We start from the raw sequence: 18,729 nt of genomic DNA on the forward strand, positions 1-18,729 counted from the left end.
CGGTACGCGCGGCGTGATGGTAGAAACCGCGGGCCAGACTGTCGCCCAGGGTGGCTCGCAGCTCGGCAGGCGCCGAGGCGCCCGGGAACACCCTGACGGCCGCGATGCCGAGGTCCTTCGCCAGGTCGGCGTGGGCGAGCGCGTCCGCGACGCAGGCGTCGTCGTCGCCCTCGGCGGCCACCTTGACGTAGCTCGCGACGCAGAGCGGGGTGACGCCCGCCAGTTCCGCCCGGGCCGCCGCCCGCTCCGCGTACGACAGTCCGATGTGGATTGGTTCGTCGGTCGCCGCCCGCACCTCGACGCCGGGCCAGCCGGTCTCCTGCGCGAGGCGTACGACCTCGGGCAGGGGGAGTCCGGAACAGCCCAGCGTCGAGAAGGCGAGTCTCACAGCGGCCCCGCCGGCTTGATGAAGCGCCGATGACGGTCGGCCATGGTGGCCACGGTCACCGCCGGATCGGTGTCCCAGACGGCCTGGTTGAAGATCTCCACCTCGACGTGCCCGGCGTACCCGGCCGCGCGTACGGCGTCGGTGATCGGGGCGAAGTCGATGTGGCCGTCGCCGACGTGGCCCCGGCTCAGCAGTGCGTCCTCCGCCAACGGCAACACCCAGTCGCAGACCTGGTACGACGAGATGCGGCCCTCGCGGCCCGCCCGCTCGATCTGGGCGTACAGGTCGGGGTCCCACCAGATGTGATAGGTGTCCACACAGACGCCGACCTCGTCCGCCGCGAACGGGGCGGCCAGGTCCAGCGCCTGACCGAGGGTCGACACGACCGCCCGATCGGCGCAGAACATCGGATGCAGCGGCTCGATCGCCAGGCGTACGCCGCGGTCGGTCGCGTAGGGGACCAGTTCCGCCAAGGCGTCGGCGACGGCCTGGCGGGCGGCGGGCAGGTCCTTCGACCCGTCCGGCAGCCCACCGACGACCAGCACCAGTTCGCCCGTGCCGAGGACGGCCGCCTCGTCGATCGCCGCGCGGTTGTCGGCCAGCGCCGCCGACCGCGCCTCCGGCGTCGCGCTCTTACCGAACCCGGTCGTGAAGAACCCGCCCCGGCAGAGCGTGGTCACGCTCAAGGCGTACGAGTCGATGAGCTTGCGCGCGGCCTGCGCGCCCCCGGCGGCCTCGACCACGTCGCGCCAGGGGCCGATGCCGCTGATGCCGTTCTCCGCGCAGAGCCGCGCGGCGGTCTCCAGCGACGCCTTCTTCACCGTGGCGGTGTTGAGCGAAAGCCGGAAGCCCTCGGGCGCCGTGTCGGCGGCGTCCGGCGCGGTCACGGCGCCACCAGGGAAGCGAGGCGGGCCGCGGCCAGCTCCGGATCGCTCAGCACGCCGCACTCGGCGGCGAGCCGGTGCAGTTCGATCAGGTGCTCGAGGCTGCGCGAGCGCTCCTGCCCGCCGACCATCCGGAACTGGTCCTGGTGGCCGTTGAGCCAAGCCAGGAACACGATGCCGGTCTTGTAGTGGTAGGTCGGCGCAGCGAAGATGTGCCGGGCGAGCGGCACGGTCGGATCCAGGATCTCGCGGAACTTCGCGGTGTCCCCGGCGTCGAGCGCGGTACGCGCGGCCGCCGCGGGCACGGCGATCGCGTCGAAGATGCCGAGCAGCGCGTGCGATCCGCTCTCGATCAGCGACGGGTAGTTGAAGTCGTCACCGGTGTAGAGGCGTACGCCGGCCGGCAGCTTCGCCCGCAGCGCGATCTCCCGGTCGGCGTCGAGCAGCGACACCTTGATCCCGTCGACCTTGGCGGCGTTGTGGTGGATGATCTCCAGCACGGCGTCGGCCGCCTGGTCGAGATCCTGATCTCCCCAGTAGCCCGCCAGCGCCGGGTCGAACATGTCGCCGAGCCAGTGCAGGATCACCGGCTGATCCACGTCGGTCAGCAGCCTGCCATAGATCTGGGCGTAGTCCGCCGGACCCTGCGCGCTGGCCGCGAGCGCGCGGCTGGCCATCAGGATGACCCGCGCCCCGGCGTTCTGCACGACCGTCAGCTGCTCCCGGTACGCCGCCTCGATCGCGTCGAGCGGGTGCGCTCCCGGAGCCAGGTGATCCGTGCCCGCGCCGCAGGCGAGCAACCCGCCGACGGACTGCGCCTCGGTGCCGCTGCGGCGGATCAGCTCCTGCGTGGCGGACCAGTCCAGGCCCATCCCGCGCTGGGCGGTGTCCATCGCGTCGGCGATGCCCAGGCCCAGCGACCACAGGTGATGGCGGAACGCCATGGTGGCGTCCCAGTCGACGACGGCCGGCCGGCCGTCGCCGTTGTCGCCCTCGGGATCGGCGACGACGTGGGCGGCCGCATAAAAGGTCTTGCTCTCGGCGGGGCGGCTCACAGCGCGGGCACCTCGAGCTTGCGGCCCTCGCGGGCGGACTGCGTGCCGAGCTCGGCCAGCTGGACGCCGCGCGCCCCGGCGAACAGGTCGTGGGCGTACGGGGCGCCGGTCGCGACCGCCGTCAGATACTCCTCCCACTGCACCTTGAACCCGTTGTCGTAGACGTCGTTGTCCGGCACCTCGGTCCACAGTCCCCGGAAGTCGTGGCTGGTCGGCAGGTCCGGGTTCCAGACCGGCTTCGGGGTGGCGTTGCGGTGCTGGATGCGGCAGCCGCGCAGACCCGCGACGGCGCTGCCGTGTGTACCGTCGACGTGGAAGGTGACCAGCTCGGTGCGGTCGACCCGGGTCGCCCACGACGAGTTGATCTGCGCCACGATCCCGCCCTCCAGCTCCAGGACGGCGTACGCGGCGTCGTCGGCGGTGGCGGCGTACTCGGCGCCCTGCTCGTCCCAGCGGGCCGGGATGTGCGTCACCGACTGCGCGTACACCGAGCGGACCGGCGCGATCACGTGGTCGAGCACGTACCGCCAGTGCGGGAACATGTCGAGGATCATGCCGCCGCCGTCCTCGGAGCGGTAGTTCCAGCTCGGCCGCTGGGCGGGCTGCCAGTCGCCCTCGAACACCCAGTAGCCGAAGTCGATGCGTACGGTGAGGATGCGGCCGAAGAATCCGGAGTCGACCAGGCGCTTCAGCTTCCGCAGGCCCGGGAGGTAGAGCTTGTCGGCGACGACACCATGGCGTACGCCCTTGGCCTCGGCCAGCTTGGCCAGCCCGAGCGCGTCGTCCAGCGACTCGGCGACCGGCTTCTCCGTGTAGATGTGCTTACCGGCCCCGATCGCCTTGGTCAGCGCGGCGACGCGGGCGGTGGTCACCTGCGAGTCGAAGTAGATCTCGTTGGCCTCGTCGGCGAGCGCGGCGTCCAGATCGGTGGTGTACTGGCTGAGGTTGTGCTGGGCGCACAGCGCCTCCAGCTTGGCGGCGTTGCGGCCGACCAGCACGGGCTCCGGGTACAGCACCTCGCCGCCGGGCAGCGGCAGGCCGCCCTGCTCCCGGATGGCCAGGATCGAACGGACCAGGTGCTGGCGATAGCCCATGCGCCCGGTCACCCCGTTCATGATGATGTTCACCTTGCGCATGGTTTTCCCTTCGTAGCGCGGCGTCCGGGGACGGAAAGCGCTTTCCAGCGGCGTGTGAGGCGGTACGTTACCGGTGTGCGCGACAAACCGTCAACACAGGCGACTCTGCAACAGGTCGCCGACGCCGCCGGCGTCTCCCTGGCCACCGCGTCCCGTGTCCTGCACGGCAGCGGTGGCCGTACCGTCCGCGAGGAACTGCGCGCCCGGGTGCTGGCCGAGGCCAACCGCCTGCGCTACGTCTCGCACGCCCCGGCGCAGGCGCTCGCCCGCGCGACCACCTCGATCGTCGGGCTGATCGTCCACGACATCGCCGACCCCTACTTCGCCGCGATCGCGGCCGGTGCGATGCGCGCTGCCCGCGATCACGACCTCATGGTCATGGTCGCGTGCACCTTCCGCGAACCGCAGCTCGAGCTGGAATACGTCGCCCGGCTCCGCGCCCAGCGCGCGCGGGCGATCATCCTGGCCGCGTCGGCCTTCACTGGTACGCGATTCCTCGCGGACCTCGCCGACCACCTCGCCGGGTACGCCGACCAGGGCGGTCGCGTCGTCGCGATCGGCGATCACGGGCCCGGCGTCGACGCCGTGATCCCGTCGAACTACGCCGGAGCGCAGCTGGCCGCCGAACATCTGGTGTCCCTCGGGCATACCGAGGTCGGCGTCGTGAGCGGGCCGGACACGCTCGCCACCGTGGCGGACCGCCTCGCCGGATTCCAATCCGTGCTCCCGGCAACCGCCGTCGCGGCCGGAGACTTCAGCCGAGACGGCGGGTACGCCGCCGCCCGCGAACTGCTCACCGCGCGCCCATCGCTGACGGCGGTGTTCGCGCTCGACGACGTGATGGCGTACGGCGTGCTGGCGGCGGCTCGGGACCTCGGCCGCGACGTGCCAGGCGACCTGAGCGTGGTCGGCTTCGACGACGTCCCCGGCGCGGCCGACGTCGGCCCGCCGCTGACGACGATCCGCCTCGACCTCGCCGAACTGGGCTCGCGGGTGCTCGGGCTGGCTGTCGCGCCGCCGAACGGGTCGGTCACGGTGCCGGCTTCGCTTGTGGTTCGGTCCTCGACGGCGGTCGCTCGGTAGGCGCGTCGCGCTGCGGTCTCGCGGCCGTCCCACCGGTGGCGTCGCGCCGCTGGGCGTGTCGGCGGTGGGCGTGTCGGTGGTGGGTCGTGTCGGCGGTTGGTGATCTCCGGTGGCTCGCGTACCTATCCGGGCGCCGGTGGGGTACGTCAGCTTCCGGAGATCACCAACCGCACCCCCGTCGACGGGCTCTGTCGACGGGCGGCGGGGCGGACGGCCGGGGTCAGCGGGGCCGGCGGCCGATCAGCTTGTGCAGCTGCCCCCGCAGCACGAGCAGCCGCAGGTCTCGCTGCCGGGGTTCGTTATAGATGACGAAGTCGTCGAAGCGATGCACGCCCGGCCGCTGGGCGACCTCATGAGCCGCCTTCTGGACGTGCCGGAGCTGCTCGACCGTCATCTCCAGGCGCCGCTCGCCGGGGTGGTAGGTGGCGCCGATCGGGAAGTCGCGCCCCGCGCGCTGCCGCATCTCGACGTGACAGCCGAGCACGTAGGAGACGGGGTGCTCCTCGGCGAAGGCGACGAGCCGGTCCAGGGTGCCGAGGAACGCGGGGTAGTCGAAGGCGTACAGGCGGCCCGGGATCACCGTGTCTCCGGTGAGCAGGAAACCCGTACGCGGGTCGTAGATCGTGATCGCCGACTTGTGATGGCCGGGCGAGCCGAGGATCGACAGCGTCCGGCCGCCCAGTTCGAAGGTCACCGTCTCGGCCGGCAGCCGGTCCTCTGCGGGGCCGAAGCCGAAGTACGCCCGGACGTCCTCGAGGTCCCGGCCCACGATCGTCGTGTGTGGACGATCGGCGAACTGGCCGTCCGCGGCGACGTGGTCGCCGTGACCGTGCGAGTGCGCCACTACGAGCGGCAGTTCGCCGATCAGGTCGTCGACCGTCGCTCGTAGCGGGAACTGATCGGGTTCGGCGGTCGCGCCGGTGTCCAGCAGCAGTGCCCGGTCGTCGCCGACGAGCAGGAAGAGGAAGGGCGCCTCGTAGGTGACGGACTTGCTCTGGCGCAGGATGAAGGTGCGCTCGTCCGCGCGGTGGACCTGCAGCGTGGGCTCGCCGGTCGCGCCGTGGATCCAGGTGACGTCGAGGTTCACTGTGCTTCTCCCAGGGGTGTGACGGACACGAACACGCGGACGTGCCGGCCGTCGGGCTTGTCGGCATCGGTTTCGTACGACGCGAGCAGGGTTCGCCACTTCGTGGCGAGGTCAGCCGCCTGTTCGGCGGTGAGTTTCAGGACGGCGGTCGCCATGCCCAGGCCGTCGCGCCACTCCGGGCTCTCGTCCTGCTCGCGCTCCACGAACGCCCGGATCGCGGCCATCTCGTGGTCGACCACGACGTTCGCGATCTGCTGCCCGAGCAGGCGGTCGCGGCCGGGGTCTATTCGGAGTTGATCGGGAGACTTCACCGCGATCCGCCACTGGCGCTCCCGGCGGTCTTCGCCGGGCCCGGCGTCCTCGACGTAGCCGTACTTGGCGAGCTGCCGCAGATGGAACGAGCAGTTCGCCTGCGGTACGCCGAGGATCCGGCCGCACTGGGCGGCGGTCGCCGGGCTGATCGTGCCGAGCAGTCCGAGCAGGTCCAGCCGGAGGGGATGGGCCAGGGCCCGGATCGCCTGAGGATCGGTGACGTGCATATGCCAAAGACTACTTTGGCTTTTGGAGATGTCAAGGGGTTCTTTGGCATTCTGGCCCACCGGCCGGGTGGGCTATCGTTCCCGCTCGTGGACGTGATGGTGTCTCCCCGGGCGGATGGGCAGGTGGCGGCCTGTATTGATGCCCTCCGGGAGGTCTACGAGGCTGACGCCTATCCGGTCCGGTGGCCCGCCGATCCTGCCCGCTGGCTCAGCCCCGACGACGCGATGCAGAGCTGGGTGGCCGTCTCCGCCGGCCGAATCCTCGGCCACGCCGTGATCCGGCGCGCCGCGCCGCCCATGCCGGTCGCCGAGCGGATGGATCCGGCGCTCGGCTCACCCGTTATGGTCAGCCGGCTCTTCACCGTCCCAGCGGCGCGGCAGAACGGCGTCGCGCGACGGCTGCTGGACGAAATCGCCGGCTGGGCCGTCGAGCACGGCCACCAGCTCTTCCTCGACGTCGCCGACAACGCCCCCGGCGCGCGCCGCTTCTACGAGCGCTTGGGCTCGCAGCACGTGTTCAGCGAGTACGCCGATTGGCTGGACGCGGACGGCAGCCCAGCCCTCGTGCACTACTACCTGCCCGGCTGACTCGGCCGTCAGGCGACGCAGAATTCGTTGCCTTCGGGGTCGGCCATCGTCACCCCGTAATGGTCGGAGGCTTCACCGTCGTGTGTGTTCAGCACGGTGGCGCCGAGCCCGACCAGTTCCGCCACCTTGGCGTCGACCCGTACGCGTCGCTCCGCCACGGGAACCGTTCGGCCACCGCCCACCATGAGGTCGACGTGCAGGCGGTTCTTGAGCGTCTTCTTCTCCGGCACCACCTGGAACCAGATGGCCGGCCCGGCACCGGCCGGGTCGACGAGCCGGTCGGCGCAGTCTCCGTCGCCCAGCTCCTCTTCGGGCACACCGACGCTCACGTAGTAGTCCCGCCAGGTGGCGTGCCCCTGGGGCGGATCCTGTGGGCGATAGTCCAGCGCGGCCGCCCAGAAAGGAACCAGGCGGTCGGGGTCGGTGCAGTCGATGGCAAGCTGAAATCCCATGCGGAAGATCATGCGGCGGGGCACCGACAGTTTCGGCGTGGGGCGTACGGTGGCGCGATGGATCGACTGGCTGTTGTCTTCCCCGGCGGGCGATTCGGCCCGTACACCGCGTTGCTGACCTTCGCGGCGGAGGCGGCCGAGCTGCGGGGAGCCCGGATCGTGGCGCATTCGTGGACCCGGCCCGACGAGCCGCCGACCCTGGCGCTCGAGCAGCGGAAGGCCTGGGTGACCGCCGAGGCGGAGCCCGTGCTCGACCGGATCGCCGCCGAGGCGCCGGACTTGAAGCCGCTCGTGATCGCCAAGTCGCTGGGGACCTGCGCCGCCGGGCTCGCCGCCGATCGCGGGCTGCCCGCGATCTGGCTGACGCCGCTGCTCAACCAGCCGGAGGTGGTCACCGAGCTGCGCCGGGCGACCGCGCCGATGCTGCTGGTCGGTGGGCTGGCCGATCACAGCTGGGACAGTGGGCTCGCCCGTGAGCTGAGCCCGCGGGTGCTGGAGATCCCGGACGCGGATCACGGGCTGTTCGTGCCGGGCCGGCTGGCCGCCTCGGCGGAGGTGCTCGGCCGGGTCGCGACCGCGATCGAGGACTTCCTCGACGAGATCACCTGGTAGCGGCGGACTGCCGAAGCGAGATCACCTGGCAGCGTTGGTCTGCTGAAGGGAGATCGCCTGGTAGCGGCGGCGTCACGACTCGTCCGCCGACGACGTGCCCCGACGACGTACCCCGACGACGTGGCAGCGGGCAGTACGCTCAGCCCCGTGACCCCGACGGAAACGCGCCTGCGCGTGGAGTTCACCGCGCCCCCGGATCAAGGCGAACGGCGGCGGATGTTCAAGACCGTGCGTCGTCGGCTGTTCCGGGTCTGCTTCTGGCTCGCGCTCGGTCTGGCCCTGCTGGCCTGCGCGTACACGATCGTGATCGTCGTGGCGCGGCACAGGATCCCCATTCTTGAACCGATCGTGGGGGTCGTGCTCGCGCTGCTGGTGGTGGCGTACCCCCGCTGGCGGGCCGCGCGGGTGCTCGGTGCGACGCCGACGCATTTCGCCAACCCGGTGACGTTCGAGCTGAGCGAGGTCGAGGCGGGGGAGACGTCCGCGGTCGGGCATCTCTCGGTCCGGTGGGCCGCTGTCACGTCGGTGGGGGAGACGTCCGAGTTCTGGGTCTTGTACGCCGACCGCCAGCCCCGGCTGGTGGTGCCCCGGCGGCACCTGACCGCCACCGACGAGGCGACTGTGCGGGAGTTCATGATCGGCCGGGGCCTGGTGCCGGAACAAACCTCCGAGGCGTGACGTTGTCAGGGGTCGATAGAGCTAGGAGAGTGACATGGCAGTCGACACCCGCCCGATCGTGAAGCTGCGCTCCACCGCCGGGACCGGATACACCTACGTCACGCGGAAGAACCGCCGCAACGACCCCGATCGCCTGGTCGTCCGCAAGTACGACCCGATCGCGAAGCAGCACGTCGAGTTCCGCGAGGAGCGCTGAACCCGCCCGGCTAGGCTGGCCGGATGATCGAGATCAAGACCAGCCGCCTGTTGCTGCGAAGCTGGCGTGACGCCGACCTCGACCCGTGGGCCGAGATGAACGCAGACCCCGAGGTCCGCGCGCATCTCGGCCCTTTGCTGTCCCGGGAGCAGGCGGCGGCCTCGATCCGATACTTCCAGGAAGGGCTCGACCGGGACGGCTTCAGTTTCTGGGCCCTCGAGGTGCTGGAGACCGGCGAGTTCATCGGGATGGCCGGGCTCGACGCGGTCGACGAGGAGGCTCCGGTCGACGGGGTCGAGATCGGCTGGCGGCTCGCCCGCTCCGCCTGGGGCCACGGGTACGCCACCGAGGCCGCCGTGGCGCTGCTGGACTACGGGTTCGAGCGCCTGGAACTGCCCGAGATCCTCTCGATCACCACTACCGACAACGTACGCTCGCAGGCCGTGATGCGGCGGCTCGGAATGGAACCGCTCACCGAGTTCGACGACGAGGACGGCGTACGTCAGGTCGTGTTCCGGAAGGCTCGGTGACCCGGCCGAAGGCGCTGATCGCAGCCGTCGTCGTGCTGCTGGCCGGGCTCGGCGTACGCGCGGTGACCGACGGGGTGTTCGCGAAGTACGCCGGCGTCGCGCTGTACGCCGTCCTCGTCTATGTCCTCGTGCTCGTCGTCGCCCCGCGGATTCGGCCGTCGATGAGCGCCGGCATCTCGCTCGCCTTCTGCTGGGCGGTGGAGTTCTTCCAGCTCACCCCGATCCCGGCCGACCTGTCGAGTCGCAGCACGATGGTCCGGCTGGTCCTCGGCAGCACCTTCAACCCTCCCGACCTGCTCTGGTACGCCGTCGGCGCCGCGGCGGCGTACCTCGTGCACGCGTGGGCGGTCAGGCCAGCCGCGGGAGGTCGGCCAGGCGTACCTCGCCCAGGAGGGGCTGCCCGCTCGTGAACCGCTCGACCTCGGCGGTCGCGTACGCGCCGAAGCGGCGTACCTCGCTGCCCTGAACCCCGCCCAGATGCGGGGTGATCAGCACGTTCGGCAGCTCGAAGAGCGGGTGGCCGACCGGAAGCGGCTCCGGGTCGGTGACGTCCAGGACGGCGTCCAGGCGACCGGTCCGGCACTCGTCGACCAGCGCGTCGGTGTCGACGAGCGCGCCCCGGGCGGTGTTCACCAGCAGCGCGCCGTCCCGCAGCAGTTTCAGCCGGTCCGCGTTGATCAGGTGACGGGTCTCCGGCAGCGCCGGGGCGTGGATCGTCAGCACGTCGCTGCGGCGGCACATGTCGTCGAGGTCGGTCAGCTGCGCGCCTAGTTCGACGGCGTCGGCCTTGTCGAGGAACGGGTCGGAGACGAGCACGGTGTGCCCGGCGGCCACGAGGCGGCGGATGACGCGGCGGCCGATCCGGGAGGCCCCGACCACGCCGACCGTCCGCCCGTCCGCCCCGACTCGTTCGCCGAACGCCGGCACCTGACCGGTGTCGGCGTACCGGCGGGCCATCGGGATCACCCGCTTGAGGCCGAGCGCGATGGCGGCCGCGGTGAAGTCGGCGACCGGATCGGCGTTGGCGTCGGCGGCCGACGAGACGAGGATGCCGCGCTGCCATACCTGTTCCGTCACGTGGTGCCGGATCGAGCCGGCCGCGTGGATCACGGCGCGCAGCCGGGGCATCCGGTCGAGGGCGCTCGCGTCCAGCCGGAAGGCCTCCCACGAGGTGATCAGGACGGTCACCTCGGCGAGCCGCTCGTCGTGCGGGCCGAGCACGGCCGGGCCGCCGGCCCCGGGCACCAGGGCCAGCCGTTCGTCCAGCCGGGCGATCAGGTCCGGGGTGAACGCCGCCGGGAGCACGTCGGGGCGCATGGAGAAGGCGCCGACCGGGCGGGGGAGAGTCATCGTGAGCTGCTCCTTGCACATTTGACAGAAACCGCTTTCTGTACGAGCGGCACTGTAATGGGCCCGGTCACACGAGGTCAATGCCGGACAAGCGTGCGCTGCTGAGGCGGTCTCTTGACGTCGGCCTAGTAACCGGTTTATGTTCTCGGTCACTTGCCGAGGAGGGAGGGCCATGACGGCCAGCACGATCGCCCGGGATACCGCGGCGGCAGATGGCAACGGCGCAGGTAAGGCACCACGTGTGCCGCGCGATCGTATGCCACTGTGGCGGAAACTGGTACGTGACCGGTTACTGTGGCTGTTCCTCGTACCGGGCCTCGCGTACTTCTTGATCTTCCACCTGGGCGCCGCGTTCGGGATGGTCATCGCCTTCACCGACTACTGGCCGGGCATCACGGTCACCGAGTCGAACCTCGTGGGCGTCGAGACCTTCCAGAAGATGTTCGGCGACACCGACTTCTGGCACGCGGTGCTCAACACGGTGGAGATCTCGCTGCTCCAGCTGATCTTCTACTTCCCGGTCCCGCTGGGGCTGGCGCTGCTGCTGCACAGCCTGACGAGCACCACCATCAAACGCCTGGTGCAGAACGTCGTCTACCTGCCGCACTTCATCTCGTGGGTCATCGTCGTCGCGCTGTTCCAGCAGATCCTGGGCGGTGCGGGCGTGGTCAACGGGTTCCTGGCCGACCACGGCCTGCACACGGTGGACATCATCGGCAACCCGGACGCGTTCAAGCCGCTGCTGATCGCCCAGGTCATCTGGAAGGACTCGGGCTGGGGGACGATCATCTTCCTGGCCGCGCTCGCCCAGGTAGACGACACCCTCTACGAGGCGTCCGCGATGGACGGTGCCGGACCCTGGCGGCGCTTCTGGCACGTCACGCTGCCCAGCATCCGGTCGGTCGTCGTGCTGCTGCTGGTATTGCGCCTCGGCGAGGTGTTGTCGGTCGGCTTCGAACAGCTGCTGCTGCAACGAGACGCGGTCGGACCGGCGGCCGGCGAGATCATCGACACCTACGTCTACTACAAGAGCCTCGGTGGCGGAGGCGACTTCCCGCTGGCCGCCGCGGCCGGCATCTTCAAGGGCGTCATCGGCGCGATCCTCGTGTACGCCGCCAACAAGGTCGCCCACCGCCTCGGCGAGCAGGGGGTCTACCGATGAGCAGCGCCACCCTGAAGCGATCGGGCCGCCCGGCCTGGCAGGAACCGGCGAAACCGGTGACGAAGGCGGCCAAGGGCGTCGCCCTGGCGGTCATCTGCCTGCTCGTGCTGGTCCCGTTCCTGGTCGTCATCTCGACCAGCCTGGCCAGCCCGGACGAGGTGGTCGCCAACGGCGGCTGGGTCCTGTGGCCCGAGCACCCGACCTTCGACGCGTACCGGGACATCTTCCGGGGCGGTCAGGTCACCAAGGCGATCGGCGTCAGCATCGGCGTGACCCTCGTCGGCACCCTGGCCAGCCTCGTCGCCACCACCCTGCTGGCGTACGCGCTGAGCCGTCCGCAACTGGTCGGCGGCAAGAAGATCCTGCTCGGCATCCTGTTCACCTTCCTCTTCCCGCCCGGCATGATCCCGGCGTACCTCGTGGTGAAGCAGCTGGGCCTGCTGGACAACTACGCGGCCCTGGTCGCGCCCGTGATGATCAACGTGTTCAACCTCGTGATCGTCCGGGGCTTCATCCAGGGCCTGCCGGAGGAGCTGTTCGAGGCGGCCCGGCTCGACGGCGCCGGCGAGTGGCAGGTGTTGTGGCGGGTCGTGCTGCCGCTGTCCAAGGCCGTGCTGGCCGTCATCGGCCTGTTCTACGCGGTGAGCTACTGGAACGCCTGGTTCCACGCCTCGATCTACATGTCGGACTCGAAGTTCCCGATCCAGCAGGTGCTGCGGATGTACGTCATCCAGGGCGCGCAGCTGGCGGACCCGTCGGCCGCCGACGCGGCGGCCGTGTCCGCGCCGCAGACGGTCCGCATGGCCGTCGTGATCATCGCGGTCATCCCGATCATCCTGGTCTACCCGTTCGTGCAGCGCTTCTTCGTCCGTGGAGTGCTCACCGGGGCCATCAAGAGCTGAACCCTCTCCACCCGCTCATTCTCACTGTCGAGAAAGGAACCACCCGATGTCTTCAAGGCTGTCTTCGGAGCTCTCCCGCCGTTCCGTGTTCCGGGCGATCGGCCTGGGCGCCACGGCCGTCGCGGTGCCCTCGCTGATCAGCGCCTGCGGCGACGGCAGCAGCGGCGGCGGCGTCGGCAACGCCGGCACCGAGCAGGCGGCGTGGCCCACGTACACGGCCGCCAAGGTGCCCACCCCGGACCTGCCCGGCGATGGCAACGACGTGCAGAACGGCTACACCAAGTACCCGTCGGAGGTCGGCAACGCGACCAGCGGCAAGCCCGGTGACGGCAGCGTCGTCAAGGCGGTCGTGATCACCTACGGCACCCCGCCCGGCCCGAAGGAGACCAACAAGTTCCTGCAGGCCGTCAACGAGGCGCTCGGCATCGACCTGCAGCTGACGGTCGTTCCGGACGCCGATTACCAGGCAAAGATGGCCACCCTGATGGCCGGGGACGACCTGCCTGACATCATGAACATCGGCGGTGGCTACATCCTGCCGCGCGAGGCCGACTTCGTCGCCAGCAAGTGCGCCGACCTGTCGGAGTTCCTGTCCGGCGACGCGGTGAAGGCGTACCCGAACCTGGCGAACATCCCCACCCGGGCCTGGAAGGACATGGGCCGGGTCAAGGGCCGGATCATGGGCGTGCCGGTCGAGCGGCCGGCGCCGGGCAACATCTTCTTCGCCAACCGGGAGATGTGGAAGGGCGCCGGGGTCGACGAGGCGGCGTTCACCTCTGGCAGCTGGACCAGCTCGGACCTGCTCACCGCGGCGAAGGCGCTCACCAAGAACAAGAAGTACGCCCTCGGCGCGAGTAAGAGCGGCAACTTCGGCCTCGGCGTGCACGCTCCCGCGTGGGGAGCGCCGAACCTCTGGAAGAACGACGGCACCTCGTTCGTGTCGTACTTCGCGACGCCGGAGTTCAAGCAGGCCGTCGCGTTCATGCGAGACCTGTACGCGGCGGGCGTCTACTACCCGGACGCGCTGACCGTGTCGCAGGTGGACGCGAAGACCCAGTTCGCCGGGCAGATCACCGGCAGCCTCACCGACGGCTTCGGCGCGTACTCCAGCATGATCCCGGCGGCCAAGGGCGCGTACACCGTCGCCCCGGCGCTGCCGTATGTCGGCGGCAGCGCGGGCGGCAAGCTCTTCGCCGCCCGGAGCGTGTTCGGCTACACCGTGCTGAAGAAGGCGGCGCCCGACCGGATCAAGCTGCTCCTGCGGGTCCTCGACTTCCTGGCCGCCCCGTTCGGCACCAAGGAGTACGAGCTGATCCACTACGGCGTCGAGGGCGCCCACTTCACCCGGGACGCGGCCGGCAACCCGGTGCAGACCGACCTGTGGAAGGGCGGGGAGAACAAGACCAACCTGCCCATCACCTACCTCTGCGACGCGCCGCAGGTGCTGTTCTACCCGGGGGTGTCGCCCGACGCGATCGCGCTCATGCACGCGTTCGAGAAGAAGACCGCCCCGAACCTGGTGCGCAACCCCGCGTACGGGCTCGTGTCGGACACCGCCAGCAAGAGCGAGGCGGCCATCCGCAAGACCATCACCGATGTGCTCAACGCCGTGGTGATGGGCCGGTCGTCGCTCGACGACTGGGACGCGGCGGTCAAGCGGTACAAGGCCGACGGCGGCGACAAGATCGGCGAGGAGTACGCCAAGGAGTACGCGGCGTCCAAGTAAGGCAGAGCACGGGCGGCGCCGGGGAATGTTCCCGGCGCCGCCCCTCGCGTGAGGAGGGACGGATGCGGCCGACTCCGCAGCAGCTCGCCTGGCAGGAAGCCGGCTTCGGACTGTTCTTCCACTTCGGGATCAACACGTTCCACGGGGTGGAGTGGGGCGACGGCACCGCCGATCCGGCCACCTTCGCACCCGACGACCTCGATGTGACGCAGTGGGTCGACGTCGCGAAACGGGCGGGCGCGCGGTACGTCGTGCTCACCGCGAAACACCACGACGGCTTCTGCCTCTGGCCGACCGCCACCACAGCGTACTCGGTGAAGAGCGCGATCTGGCGGGACGGCCGGGGTGACGTGGTCGCGGAGCTGGCCGCCGCCTGCCGTGACGCGGGGCTGGGGCTGGGTCTCTATCTGTCGCCTTGGGACCGCAACGCGGCCTGCTACGACGACCCGGAGGCCTACGACGATCTGTACGTCGCGCAGCTCACCGAGCTGTGCACCGGCTACGGGCCGCTGTTCGAGATCTGGCTCGACGGCGCGGGCTCGGAAAGCCGCACGTACGACTGGACGCGGATCATGGCGGTGGTGCGGGAGCATCAGCCCCACGCGATGGTCTTCAACCTGGGCGAGCCGACCATCCGCTGGGTCGGCAACGAGGACGGGCTGGCCACCGAACCCGTCCGCTACACCGTCTCCGCGACGGACGTCTCGATGTTCACCACGGCCGTGTCGCACTTGGACGGACAGCGGTACCTGCCGCCGGAGTGCGACGTCCCGATCCGCGCCGACTGGTTCTGGCAGCCGTCGTCGGCGCTGAAGACGCGGGAGCAGCTGCTGGAGATCTTCGACCGATCGATGGGACTCGGCGCCGGGCTGCTGCTCAACCTCGCGCCCACCCCGGGCGGCCGGCTCGACCCGGCCGACGTCGACCGGCTCCTGGAGGTCACCGGCGAGCTGCGGCGCCGCTTCGCGCGGCCCGTCCCGGCCACCCTGTCCGCGATCCCCGGCGGCTTCCGCGCCACCTTCCCCGAGCCCGTGCGGTTCGACCACCTCGAGCTGCGCGAGGAACTGCGGGCCGGTCAGTTCATCAACGGGTACGCCGTGGTGGCGGACGGGATCAAGATCGCCGCGGGCTCATCCGTCGGGATACGCCGGTGGCACGCCGTCGCACCCGTCGTGGCGTCCTCCCTGGACATCCAGCTGGCCACGCCTGGCTCCCTCACCGCCGTCACCGCCTTCGCTTCCGCTTCGTAGTGCCGCTTTTTAGCGGCAGATCACGGATACGCATGCCTCCCGCGGCGGTTTCGGCTTGCGTAACCGTGATCCGCAGGGGTTGGTCAGAGCGGGGTGGCGGTGGTGACCGAGTCGCGGACGACGATGTGCGTACCGAGCATGACGTGCTGGCGGCCGGAGCCGTTGCCCTGCAACGCCATCTTCACCGCCGTGCGGCCCAGCTCCTCGTGCGGCAGATGCACCGTGGTCAGCGGCGGGTTGAGGTCTCCGGCCAAGGGGACGTCGTCGAACCCGATGATGCTGACGTCCTCCGGTACGCGTTTGCCCCGGTCCCGTAGCGCGGCGATCGCCCCGGCGGCCGTGTTGTCGTTGCCGGCGAAGACACCGGTGAACTCGACGCCCCGGTCGAGCACCGCGGCGGTGCGGTCGTAGCCGCCGTCGCGGCCCATGTCGCCGTGGCTGATGAGGGCCGGGTCGACCGCGATCTTGTACGCCGCCAGCGCGTTGCGGTAGCCCACGACGCGCTGGTCACTGGTGGTGAAGCCGTCCGGGCCGGCGAGCATGAGGATGCGCCGGTGACCGGCGGAGAGCAGGTGCGAGGTGGCGGCGTACGCCCCGCCGACGTTGTCGTATTCCACGGCGATCGCCGGGATGTCCGGACCCAGCGGCGGGCGGGCGCAGGTCACCAGCTTCGACCCCGCGTCGGCCAGGCCGATCGCGTAGCGCTTCATCCGCTCGCGATACTCCTCGTTCTCCACGACCCCGCCGACGAGGATGACGGCGTCGGCGTGCTGCTCCCGCATGAGCTTGATGATCTCCAGCTCCCGATCGGCGTCGCCGTGCGTGGTGCACACCAGGCACAGCCGCCCGTGCTCGGCCGCCTCGGCCTCCACGCCCGCCGCGATGTGCGCGTAGAACGGGGTCACCGTCTCCTTCATCAGGATGGCGACCACCTTCGACGTCGCCCCCGACAGCGCGCGGGCGTGCGCGTTGACCACGTAGTCGAGGTCGCGGACGGCCCGCTGGATGCGCGCGCGGGTCGCGGTGGAGACCGGGTAGTCGCCGGACAGCGCGCGGGAGACCGTCGCGACCGAGACGCCGGCCGCGCGGGCCACATCGCGGATGGTGGGGCGCTTGGACGGCTGGCTCACGGGACTCCTGACCTTCGCTTCGGATTCTGGCGCTTCGGCATCTGGGCGGTACGGCATCTGGCGCTTCGAGATCTGGGGAAAACTGTTGTGGAAGCGGTTACTGCGATCGTATTCTGCCAGCCATGCCCTCGTTGCACCAGATCCACGGAGCTGTTTCTGCTGATCGGGAGGGCTGGTTCTCGGCCCTGCGCGCCGTCGTCTCGCCCGCCACGCGTACCGCCGCCCTCGGCCCGGACCGGCAACCCGTCCACGCCACCAACCACGATCCCGGGGCGACCTGGTTCGAGCTGGTCGCCCGCCCGCTCTGGGGCCTCGCCGCGTCGGCCGCGGGCGGCTTGCGCGCGGACGCTCAATGGGACGAGCTGCGCAGCTCGCTGACCGCCGCGGTCGACCCCGCCCATCCCTGGTACATCGGCCCGCCGCCCGACCTCGACCAGCGCATCGTCGAGTCGGCCGCGGTCGGCTACGCGCTCGCCGTCGCCCCGCACGAACTGTGGGAGCCGCTGACCGGACGCCAGCGGGACCACCTCCGGGACTGGCTGTCGGTCGCCGCGAACGCGACCCCCGTCGACAACAACTGGCACTTCTTCCCGGTGCTGGCCGCCACGGGGTTGCGGGCGGTCGGCGTACAAGTGGAGGAAGCGCGAGTGAGCGCGCATCTGGACCGGCTGGAGGAGTTCGCGATCGCCGACGGCTGGTACGCCGACGGGCCCGGCCTGCCGGGCCGGAGCGCGCCGCGGGACTACTACGTGCCGTTCGGGTTCCACTTCTACGGCCTGTTGCTGGCGTCGCTGGACGCGGTCGATTCCGCGCGGGCCGCAAGGTTCCGCTCGCGTGCGGCCGAGTTCGCGCAGCAGTTCCAGCACTGGTTCGCCGACGACGGCGCGGGCCTGCCCTTCGGGCGCAGCCTCGGCTACCGGTTCGCACAGGGGTCGTTCTGGCCGGTGCTGGCCGCCGCGGACCTGCCCGCGCTGCCCTGGGACCGGGTACGCGGACTGGCTCAGCGGCACCTGGACTGGTGGTGGCGGCAGCCGATCGCGGCCGAGGACGGCGGCCTGACCGTCGGGTACGCCTACCCGAACACCGGCGTCGTCGAGCAGTACCTCGCCGGCGGCTCGCCGTACTGGGGGACGAAGTTCTTCGCCGCGCTCGCGGCTCCGGCCGACCATCCGTTCTGGACGGCGGCTCCGGCAGCCTTGTCGCCTGAGCGGGTCGCGGTGCAGCCGTCGGCCTTGTCGCCTGAGCGGATCGCGGTGCAGCCGGCGCCGGTGATGGTGCTCAACCGGTCGGCCGACGGCGACGTCGTCGCGCTGAACGGCCAGCACGCGCCACTGTGGAATGCGCGTGGGGGAGCGGCCAAGTACGCGAAGTTCGCGTACTCCACGCTCGCGGGGATCAGCGTGCCGACCGGCGGAGCGGACCTGGAGAACTCCGCGTTCGACTCGGCGCTCGGACTGTCCGACGACGACGTGCACTGGCGTACGCGTACCTCCGGGTCCTCGTCGCTCGACGGCTCCGCCGTGGTGGTCGACTGGGAGCCGTGGCCCGACGTCACGGTCTCCAGCCGACTGTGGTTCGACGGCGACGGTCACATCCGGGAGCACCGCATCGTCACCGGCCGGACGCTGCACGTCGCCGAGGGCGGGTTCTGCGCACCGTGGCTGGAGCTGGAAACCGCGTCGGCGACCGGCGACGGCACGGCGTCCGCCACGGGGAGCGGGATCACCAGCTCGATCACGTCGGAGGATGCGGGGCGGACGGGGGAGATCGTCCATCCGATGCCCGGGTCGCACCTGTACTTCCCGCGTACGGTGCTGCCGACGCTGCGCTCGGTGCTCGCACCCGGCGAGCACCTGCTGCGCTGCCGCGTAACGGTCGCCCGCTCATCCTGACGCCTCGCCCACTCGTCCTGACGCCCCCGCCGACTTCGCGTTGATCATGGAGTTAACCACTGTCTCGCCGGAGTGTCGCGACCGGAAAC

The 18,729-nt window shown here is 70.6% G+C and carries 20 protein-coding genes and 1 pseudogene; 12 read left to right on the plus strand and 9 right to left on the minus strand.

From position 1 onward, the window contains the following. The 4 genes and pseudogenes from AB0M47_RS35920 to AB0M47_RS35935 all read right to left on the minus strand — a co-directional run. Positions 1-388 (minus strand): annotated as a pseudogene (locus AB0M47_RS35920) (hypothetical protein); the annotation flags it as partial. After that, positions 385-1,275: a sugar phosphate isomerase/epimerase gene (locus AB0M47_RS35925; protein WP_363422131.1), complete on the minus strand. Its 891-nt coding sequence runs from the start codon at positions 1,273-1,275 to the stop codon at positions 385-387. The pseudogene AB0M47_RS35920 and the gene AB0M47_RS35925, both read right to left, overlap by 4 nt. Beyond that, entirely contained in the window at positions 1,272-2,327 is a 1,056-nt protein-coding gene (locus AB0M47_RS35930) for a dihydrodipicolinate synthase family protein (protein WP_363422133.1), read from the minus strand. The genes AB0M47_RS35925 and AB0M47_RS35930 overlap by 4 nt, the downstream gene beginning before the upstream one ends. Continuing rightward, positions 2,324-3,463: a Gfo/Idh/MocA family oxidoreductase gene (locus AB0M47_RS35935; RefSeq protein WP_363422135.1), complete on the minus strand. Its 1,140-nt coding sequence runs from the start codon at positions 3,461-3,463 to the stop codon at positions 2,324-2,326. Before AB0M47_RS35935 ends, AB0M47_RS35930 begins: the two co-directional genes overlap by 4 nt. A 75-nt stretch (positions 3,464-3,538) precedes the next feature. Between AB0M47_RS35935 and AB0M47_RS35940 the strand changes: the two genes are divergently transcribed. Next, positions 3,539-4,546 (plus strand): LacI family DNA-binding transcriptional regulator, encoded by a 1,008-nt coding sequence (locus AB0M47_RS35940; RefSeq protein WP_253750691.1) that lies wholly within the window; start codon positions 3,539-3,541, stop codon positions 4,544-4,546. Positions 4,547-4,766: 220 nt separating this feature from the next. Here the strand turns inward: AB0M47_RS35940 and AB0M47_RS35945 are convergent, their stop codons facing one another. Next, on the minus strand, positions 4,767-5,633 hold the full coding sequence (locus AB0M47_RS35945; protein ID WP_363422137.1) for an MBL fold metallo-hydrolase: 867 nt from the start codon (positions 5,631-5,633) through the stop codon (positions 4,767-4,769). Beyond that, positions 5,630-6,172 (minus strand): winged helix-turn-helix domain-containing protein, encoded by a 543-nt coding sequence (locus AB0M47_RS35950; protein WP_363422140.1) that lies wholly within the window; start codon positions 6,170-6,172, stop codon positions 5,630-5,632. Before AB0M47_RS35950 ends, AB0M47_RS35945 begins: the two co-directional genes overlap by 4 nt. A 96-nt stretch (positions 6,173-6,268) precedes the next feature. Between AB0M47_RS35950 and AB0M47_RS35955 the strand changes: the two genes are divergently transcribed. Then, a complete protein-coding gene (locus AB0M47_RS35955) occupies positions 6,269-6,760 on the plus strand; it encodes a GNAT family N-acetyltransferase (RefSeq protein WP_363422167.1) in 492 nt (163 codons plus the stop codon). Between the two features lie 8 nt (positions 6,761-6,768). Here AB0M47_RS35955 and AB0M47_RS35960 read toward each other — a convergent pair whose 3' ends face one another. Further along, on the minus strand, positions 6,769-7,212 hold the full coding sequence (locus AB0M47_RS35960; RefSeq protein ID WP_363422143.1) for a VOC family protein: 444 nt from the start codon (positions 7,210-7,212) through the stop codon (positions 6,769-6,771). A 57-nt stretch (positions 7,213-7,269) separates the two neighbouring features. On the opposite strand from AB0M47_RS35960, the gene AB0M47_RS35965 reads away from it, so the two are divergent. From AB0M47_RS35965 to AB0M47_RS35985, 5 genes are all read left to right on the plus strand, one after another. Continuing rightward, complete coding sequence (locus AB0M47_RS35965; protein WP_363422145.1) at positions 7,270-7,824, plus strand: alpha/beta hydrolase; 555 nt, start codon at positions 7,270-7,272, stop codon at positions 7,822-7,824. A 147-nt stretch (positions 7,825-7,971) separates the two neighbouring features. Continuing rightward, entirely contained in the window at positions 7,972-8,502 is a 531-nt protein-coding gene (locus AB0M47_RS35970) for a YcxB family protein (protein ID WP_363422147.1), read from the plus strand. Between the two features lie 34 nt (positions 8,503-8,536). Continuing rightward, positions 8,537-8,698, plus strand: a complete 162-nt coding sequence (gene rpmG, locus AB0M47_RS35975; RefSeq protein ID WP_253750676.1) for a 50S ribosomal protein L33 — start codon at positions 8,537-8,539, stop codon at positions 8,696-8,698. A gap of 23 nt (positions 8,699-8,721) precedes the next feature. Further along, on the plus strand, positions 8,722-9,228 hold the full coding sequence (locus AB0M47_RS35980) for a GNAT family N-acetyltransferase (RefSeq protein WP_363422149.1): 507 nt from the start codon (positions 8,722-8,724) through the stop codon (positions 9,226-9,228). After that, entirely contained in the window at positions 9,225-9,638 is a 414-nt protein-coding gene (locus AB0M47_RS35985) for a DUF2809 domain-containing protein (protein ID WP_363422151.1), read from the plus strand. The genes AB0M47_RS35980 and AB0M47_RS35985 overlap by 4 nt, the downstream gene beginning before the upstream one ends. Here the strand turns inward: AB0M47_RS35985 and AB0M47_RS35990 are convergent. Continuing rightward, a complete protein-coding gene (locus tag AB0M47_RS35990) occupies positions 9,577-10,578 on the minus strand; it encodes a hydroxyacid dehydrogenase (protein WP_363422153.1) in 1,002 nt (333 codons plus the stop codon). The two genes, AB0M47_RS35985 and AB0M47_RS35990, sit on opposite strands and share 62 nt — an antisense overlap. Positions 10,579-10,819: 241 nt before the next feature. Here AB0M47_RS35990 and AB0M47_RS35995 point away from each other — a divergent pair, with 241 nt between their 5' ends. The 4 genes from AB0M47_RS35995 to AB0M47_RS36010 all read left to right on the plus strand — a co-directional run bounded on the left by AB0M47_RS35995 (position 10,820) and on the right by AB0M47_RS36010 (position 15,618). Further along, on the plus strand, positions 10,820-11,740 hold the full coding sequence (locus AB0M47_RS35995; RefSeq protein WP_363422155.1) for an ABC transporter permease subunit: 921 nt from the start codon (positions 10,820-10,822) through the stop codon (positions 11,738-11,740). Next, positions 11,737-12,642, plus strand: a complete 906-nt coding sequence (locus AB0M47_RS36000; RefSeq protein ID WP_363422157.1) for a carbohydrate ABC transporter permease — start codon at positions 11,737-11,739, stop codon at positions 12,640-12,642. Before AB0M47_RS35995 ends, AB0M47_RS36000 begins: the two co-directional genes overlap by 4 nt. A 46-nt stretch (positions 12,643-12,688) precedes the next feature. Beyond that, complete coding sequence (locus AB0M47_RS36005) at positions 12,689-14,368, plus strand: hypothetical protein (RefSeq protein WP_363422159.1); 1,680 nt, start codon at positions 12,689-12,691, stop codon at positions 14,366-14,368. Positions 14,369-14,430: 62 nt separating this feature from the next. Continuing rightward, a complete protein-coding gene (locus tag AB0M47_RS36010) occupies positions 14,431-15,618 on the plus strand; it encodes an alpha-L-fucosidase (protein ID WP_363422161.1) in 1,188 nt (395 codons plus the stop codon). Between the two features lie 83 nt (positions 15,619-15,701). Here the strand turns inward: AB0M47_RS36010 and AB0M47_RS36015 are convergent, their stop codons facing one another. Further along, positions 15,702-16,748, minus strand: coding sequence for a LacI family DNA-binding transcriptional regulator (locus AB0M47_RS36015; RefSeq protein WP_363422163.1), 1,047 nt, complete (start codon positions 16,746-16,748; stop codon positions 15,702-15,704). Between the two features lie 122 nt (positions 16,749-16,870). On the opposite strand from AB0M47_RS36015, the gene AB0M47_RS36020 reads away from it, so the two are divergent. Beyond that, positions 16,871-18,640, plus strand: a complete 1,770-nt coding sequence (locus tag AB0M47_RS36020; protein ID WP_363422165.1) for a DUF2264 domain-containing protein — start codon at positions 16,871-16,873, stop codon at positions 18,638-18,640. The last annotated feature ends 89 nt before the right edge of the window (positions 18,641-18,729 follow it).

The sequence above is a fragment of the Hamadaea sp. NPDC051192 genome (assembly GCF_040682475.1).
In the GTDB taxonomy this organism is placed as follows: domain Bacteria; phylum Actinomycetota; class Actinomycetes; order Mycobacteriales; family Micromonosporaceae; genus Hamadaea; species Hamadaea flava.

What these genes read in the sequence shown, in the direction of transcription:
- AB0M47_RS35935 (WP_363422135.1), bottom strand. Translation starts at nt 3,463, where the DNA reads ATGCGCAAGGTGAACATCATCATGAACGGGGTGACCGGGCGCATGGGC.
- AB0M47_RS35950 (WP_363422140.1), bottom strand. Translation starts at nt 6,172, where the DNA reads ATGCACGTCACCGATCCTCAGGCGATCCGGGCCCTGGCCCATCCCCTC.
- AB0M47_RS35955 (WP_363422167.1), top strand. Translation starts at nt 6,269, where the DNA reads ATGGTGTCTCCCCGGGCGGATGGGCAGGTGGCGGCCTGTATTGATGCC.
- AB0M47_RS35960 (WP_363422143.1), bottom strand. Translation starts at nt 7,212, where the DNA reads ATGGGATTTCAGCTTGCCATCGACTGCACCGACCCCGACCGCCTGGTT.
- AB0M47_RS35965 (WP_363422145.1), top strand. Translation starts at nt 7,270, where the DNA reads ATGGATCGACTGGCTGTTGTCTTCCCCGGCGGGCGATTCGGCCCGTAC.
- rpmG (WP_253750676.1), top strand. Translation starts at nt 8,537, where the DNA reads ATGGCAGTCGACACCCGCCCGATCGTGAAGCTGCGCTCCACCGCCGGG.
- AB0M47_RS35980 (WP_363422149.1), top strand. Translation starts at nt 8,722, where the DNA reads ATGATCGAGATCAAGACCAGCCGCCTGTTGCTGCGAAGCTGGCGTGAC.
- AB0M47_RS35990 (WP_363422153.1), bottom strand. Translation starts at nt 10,578, where the DNA reads ATGACTCTCCCCCGCCCGGTCGGCGCCTTCTCCATGCGCCCCGACGTG.
- AB0M47_RS36000 (WP_363422157.1), top strand. Translation starts at nt 11,737, where the DNA reads ATGAGCAGCGCCACCCTGAAGCGATCGGGCCGCCCGGCCTGGCAGGAA.
- AB0M47_RS36005 (WP_363422159.1), top strand. Translation starts at nt 12,689, where the DNA reads ATGTCTTCAAGGCTGTCTTCGGAGCTCTCCCGCCGTTCCGTGTTCCGG.
- AB0M47_RS36010 (WP_363422161.1), top strand. Translation starts at nt 14,431, where the DNA reads ATGCGGCCGACTCCGCAGCAGCTCGCCTGGCAGGAAGCCGGCTTCGGA.
- AB0M47_RS36020 (WP_363422165.1), top strand. Translation starts at nt 16,871, where the DNA reads ATGCCCTCGTTGCACCAGATCCACGGAGCTGTTTCTGCTGATCGGGAG.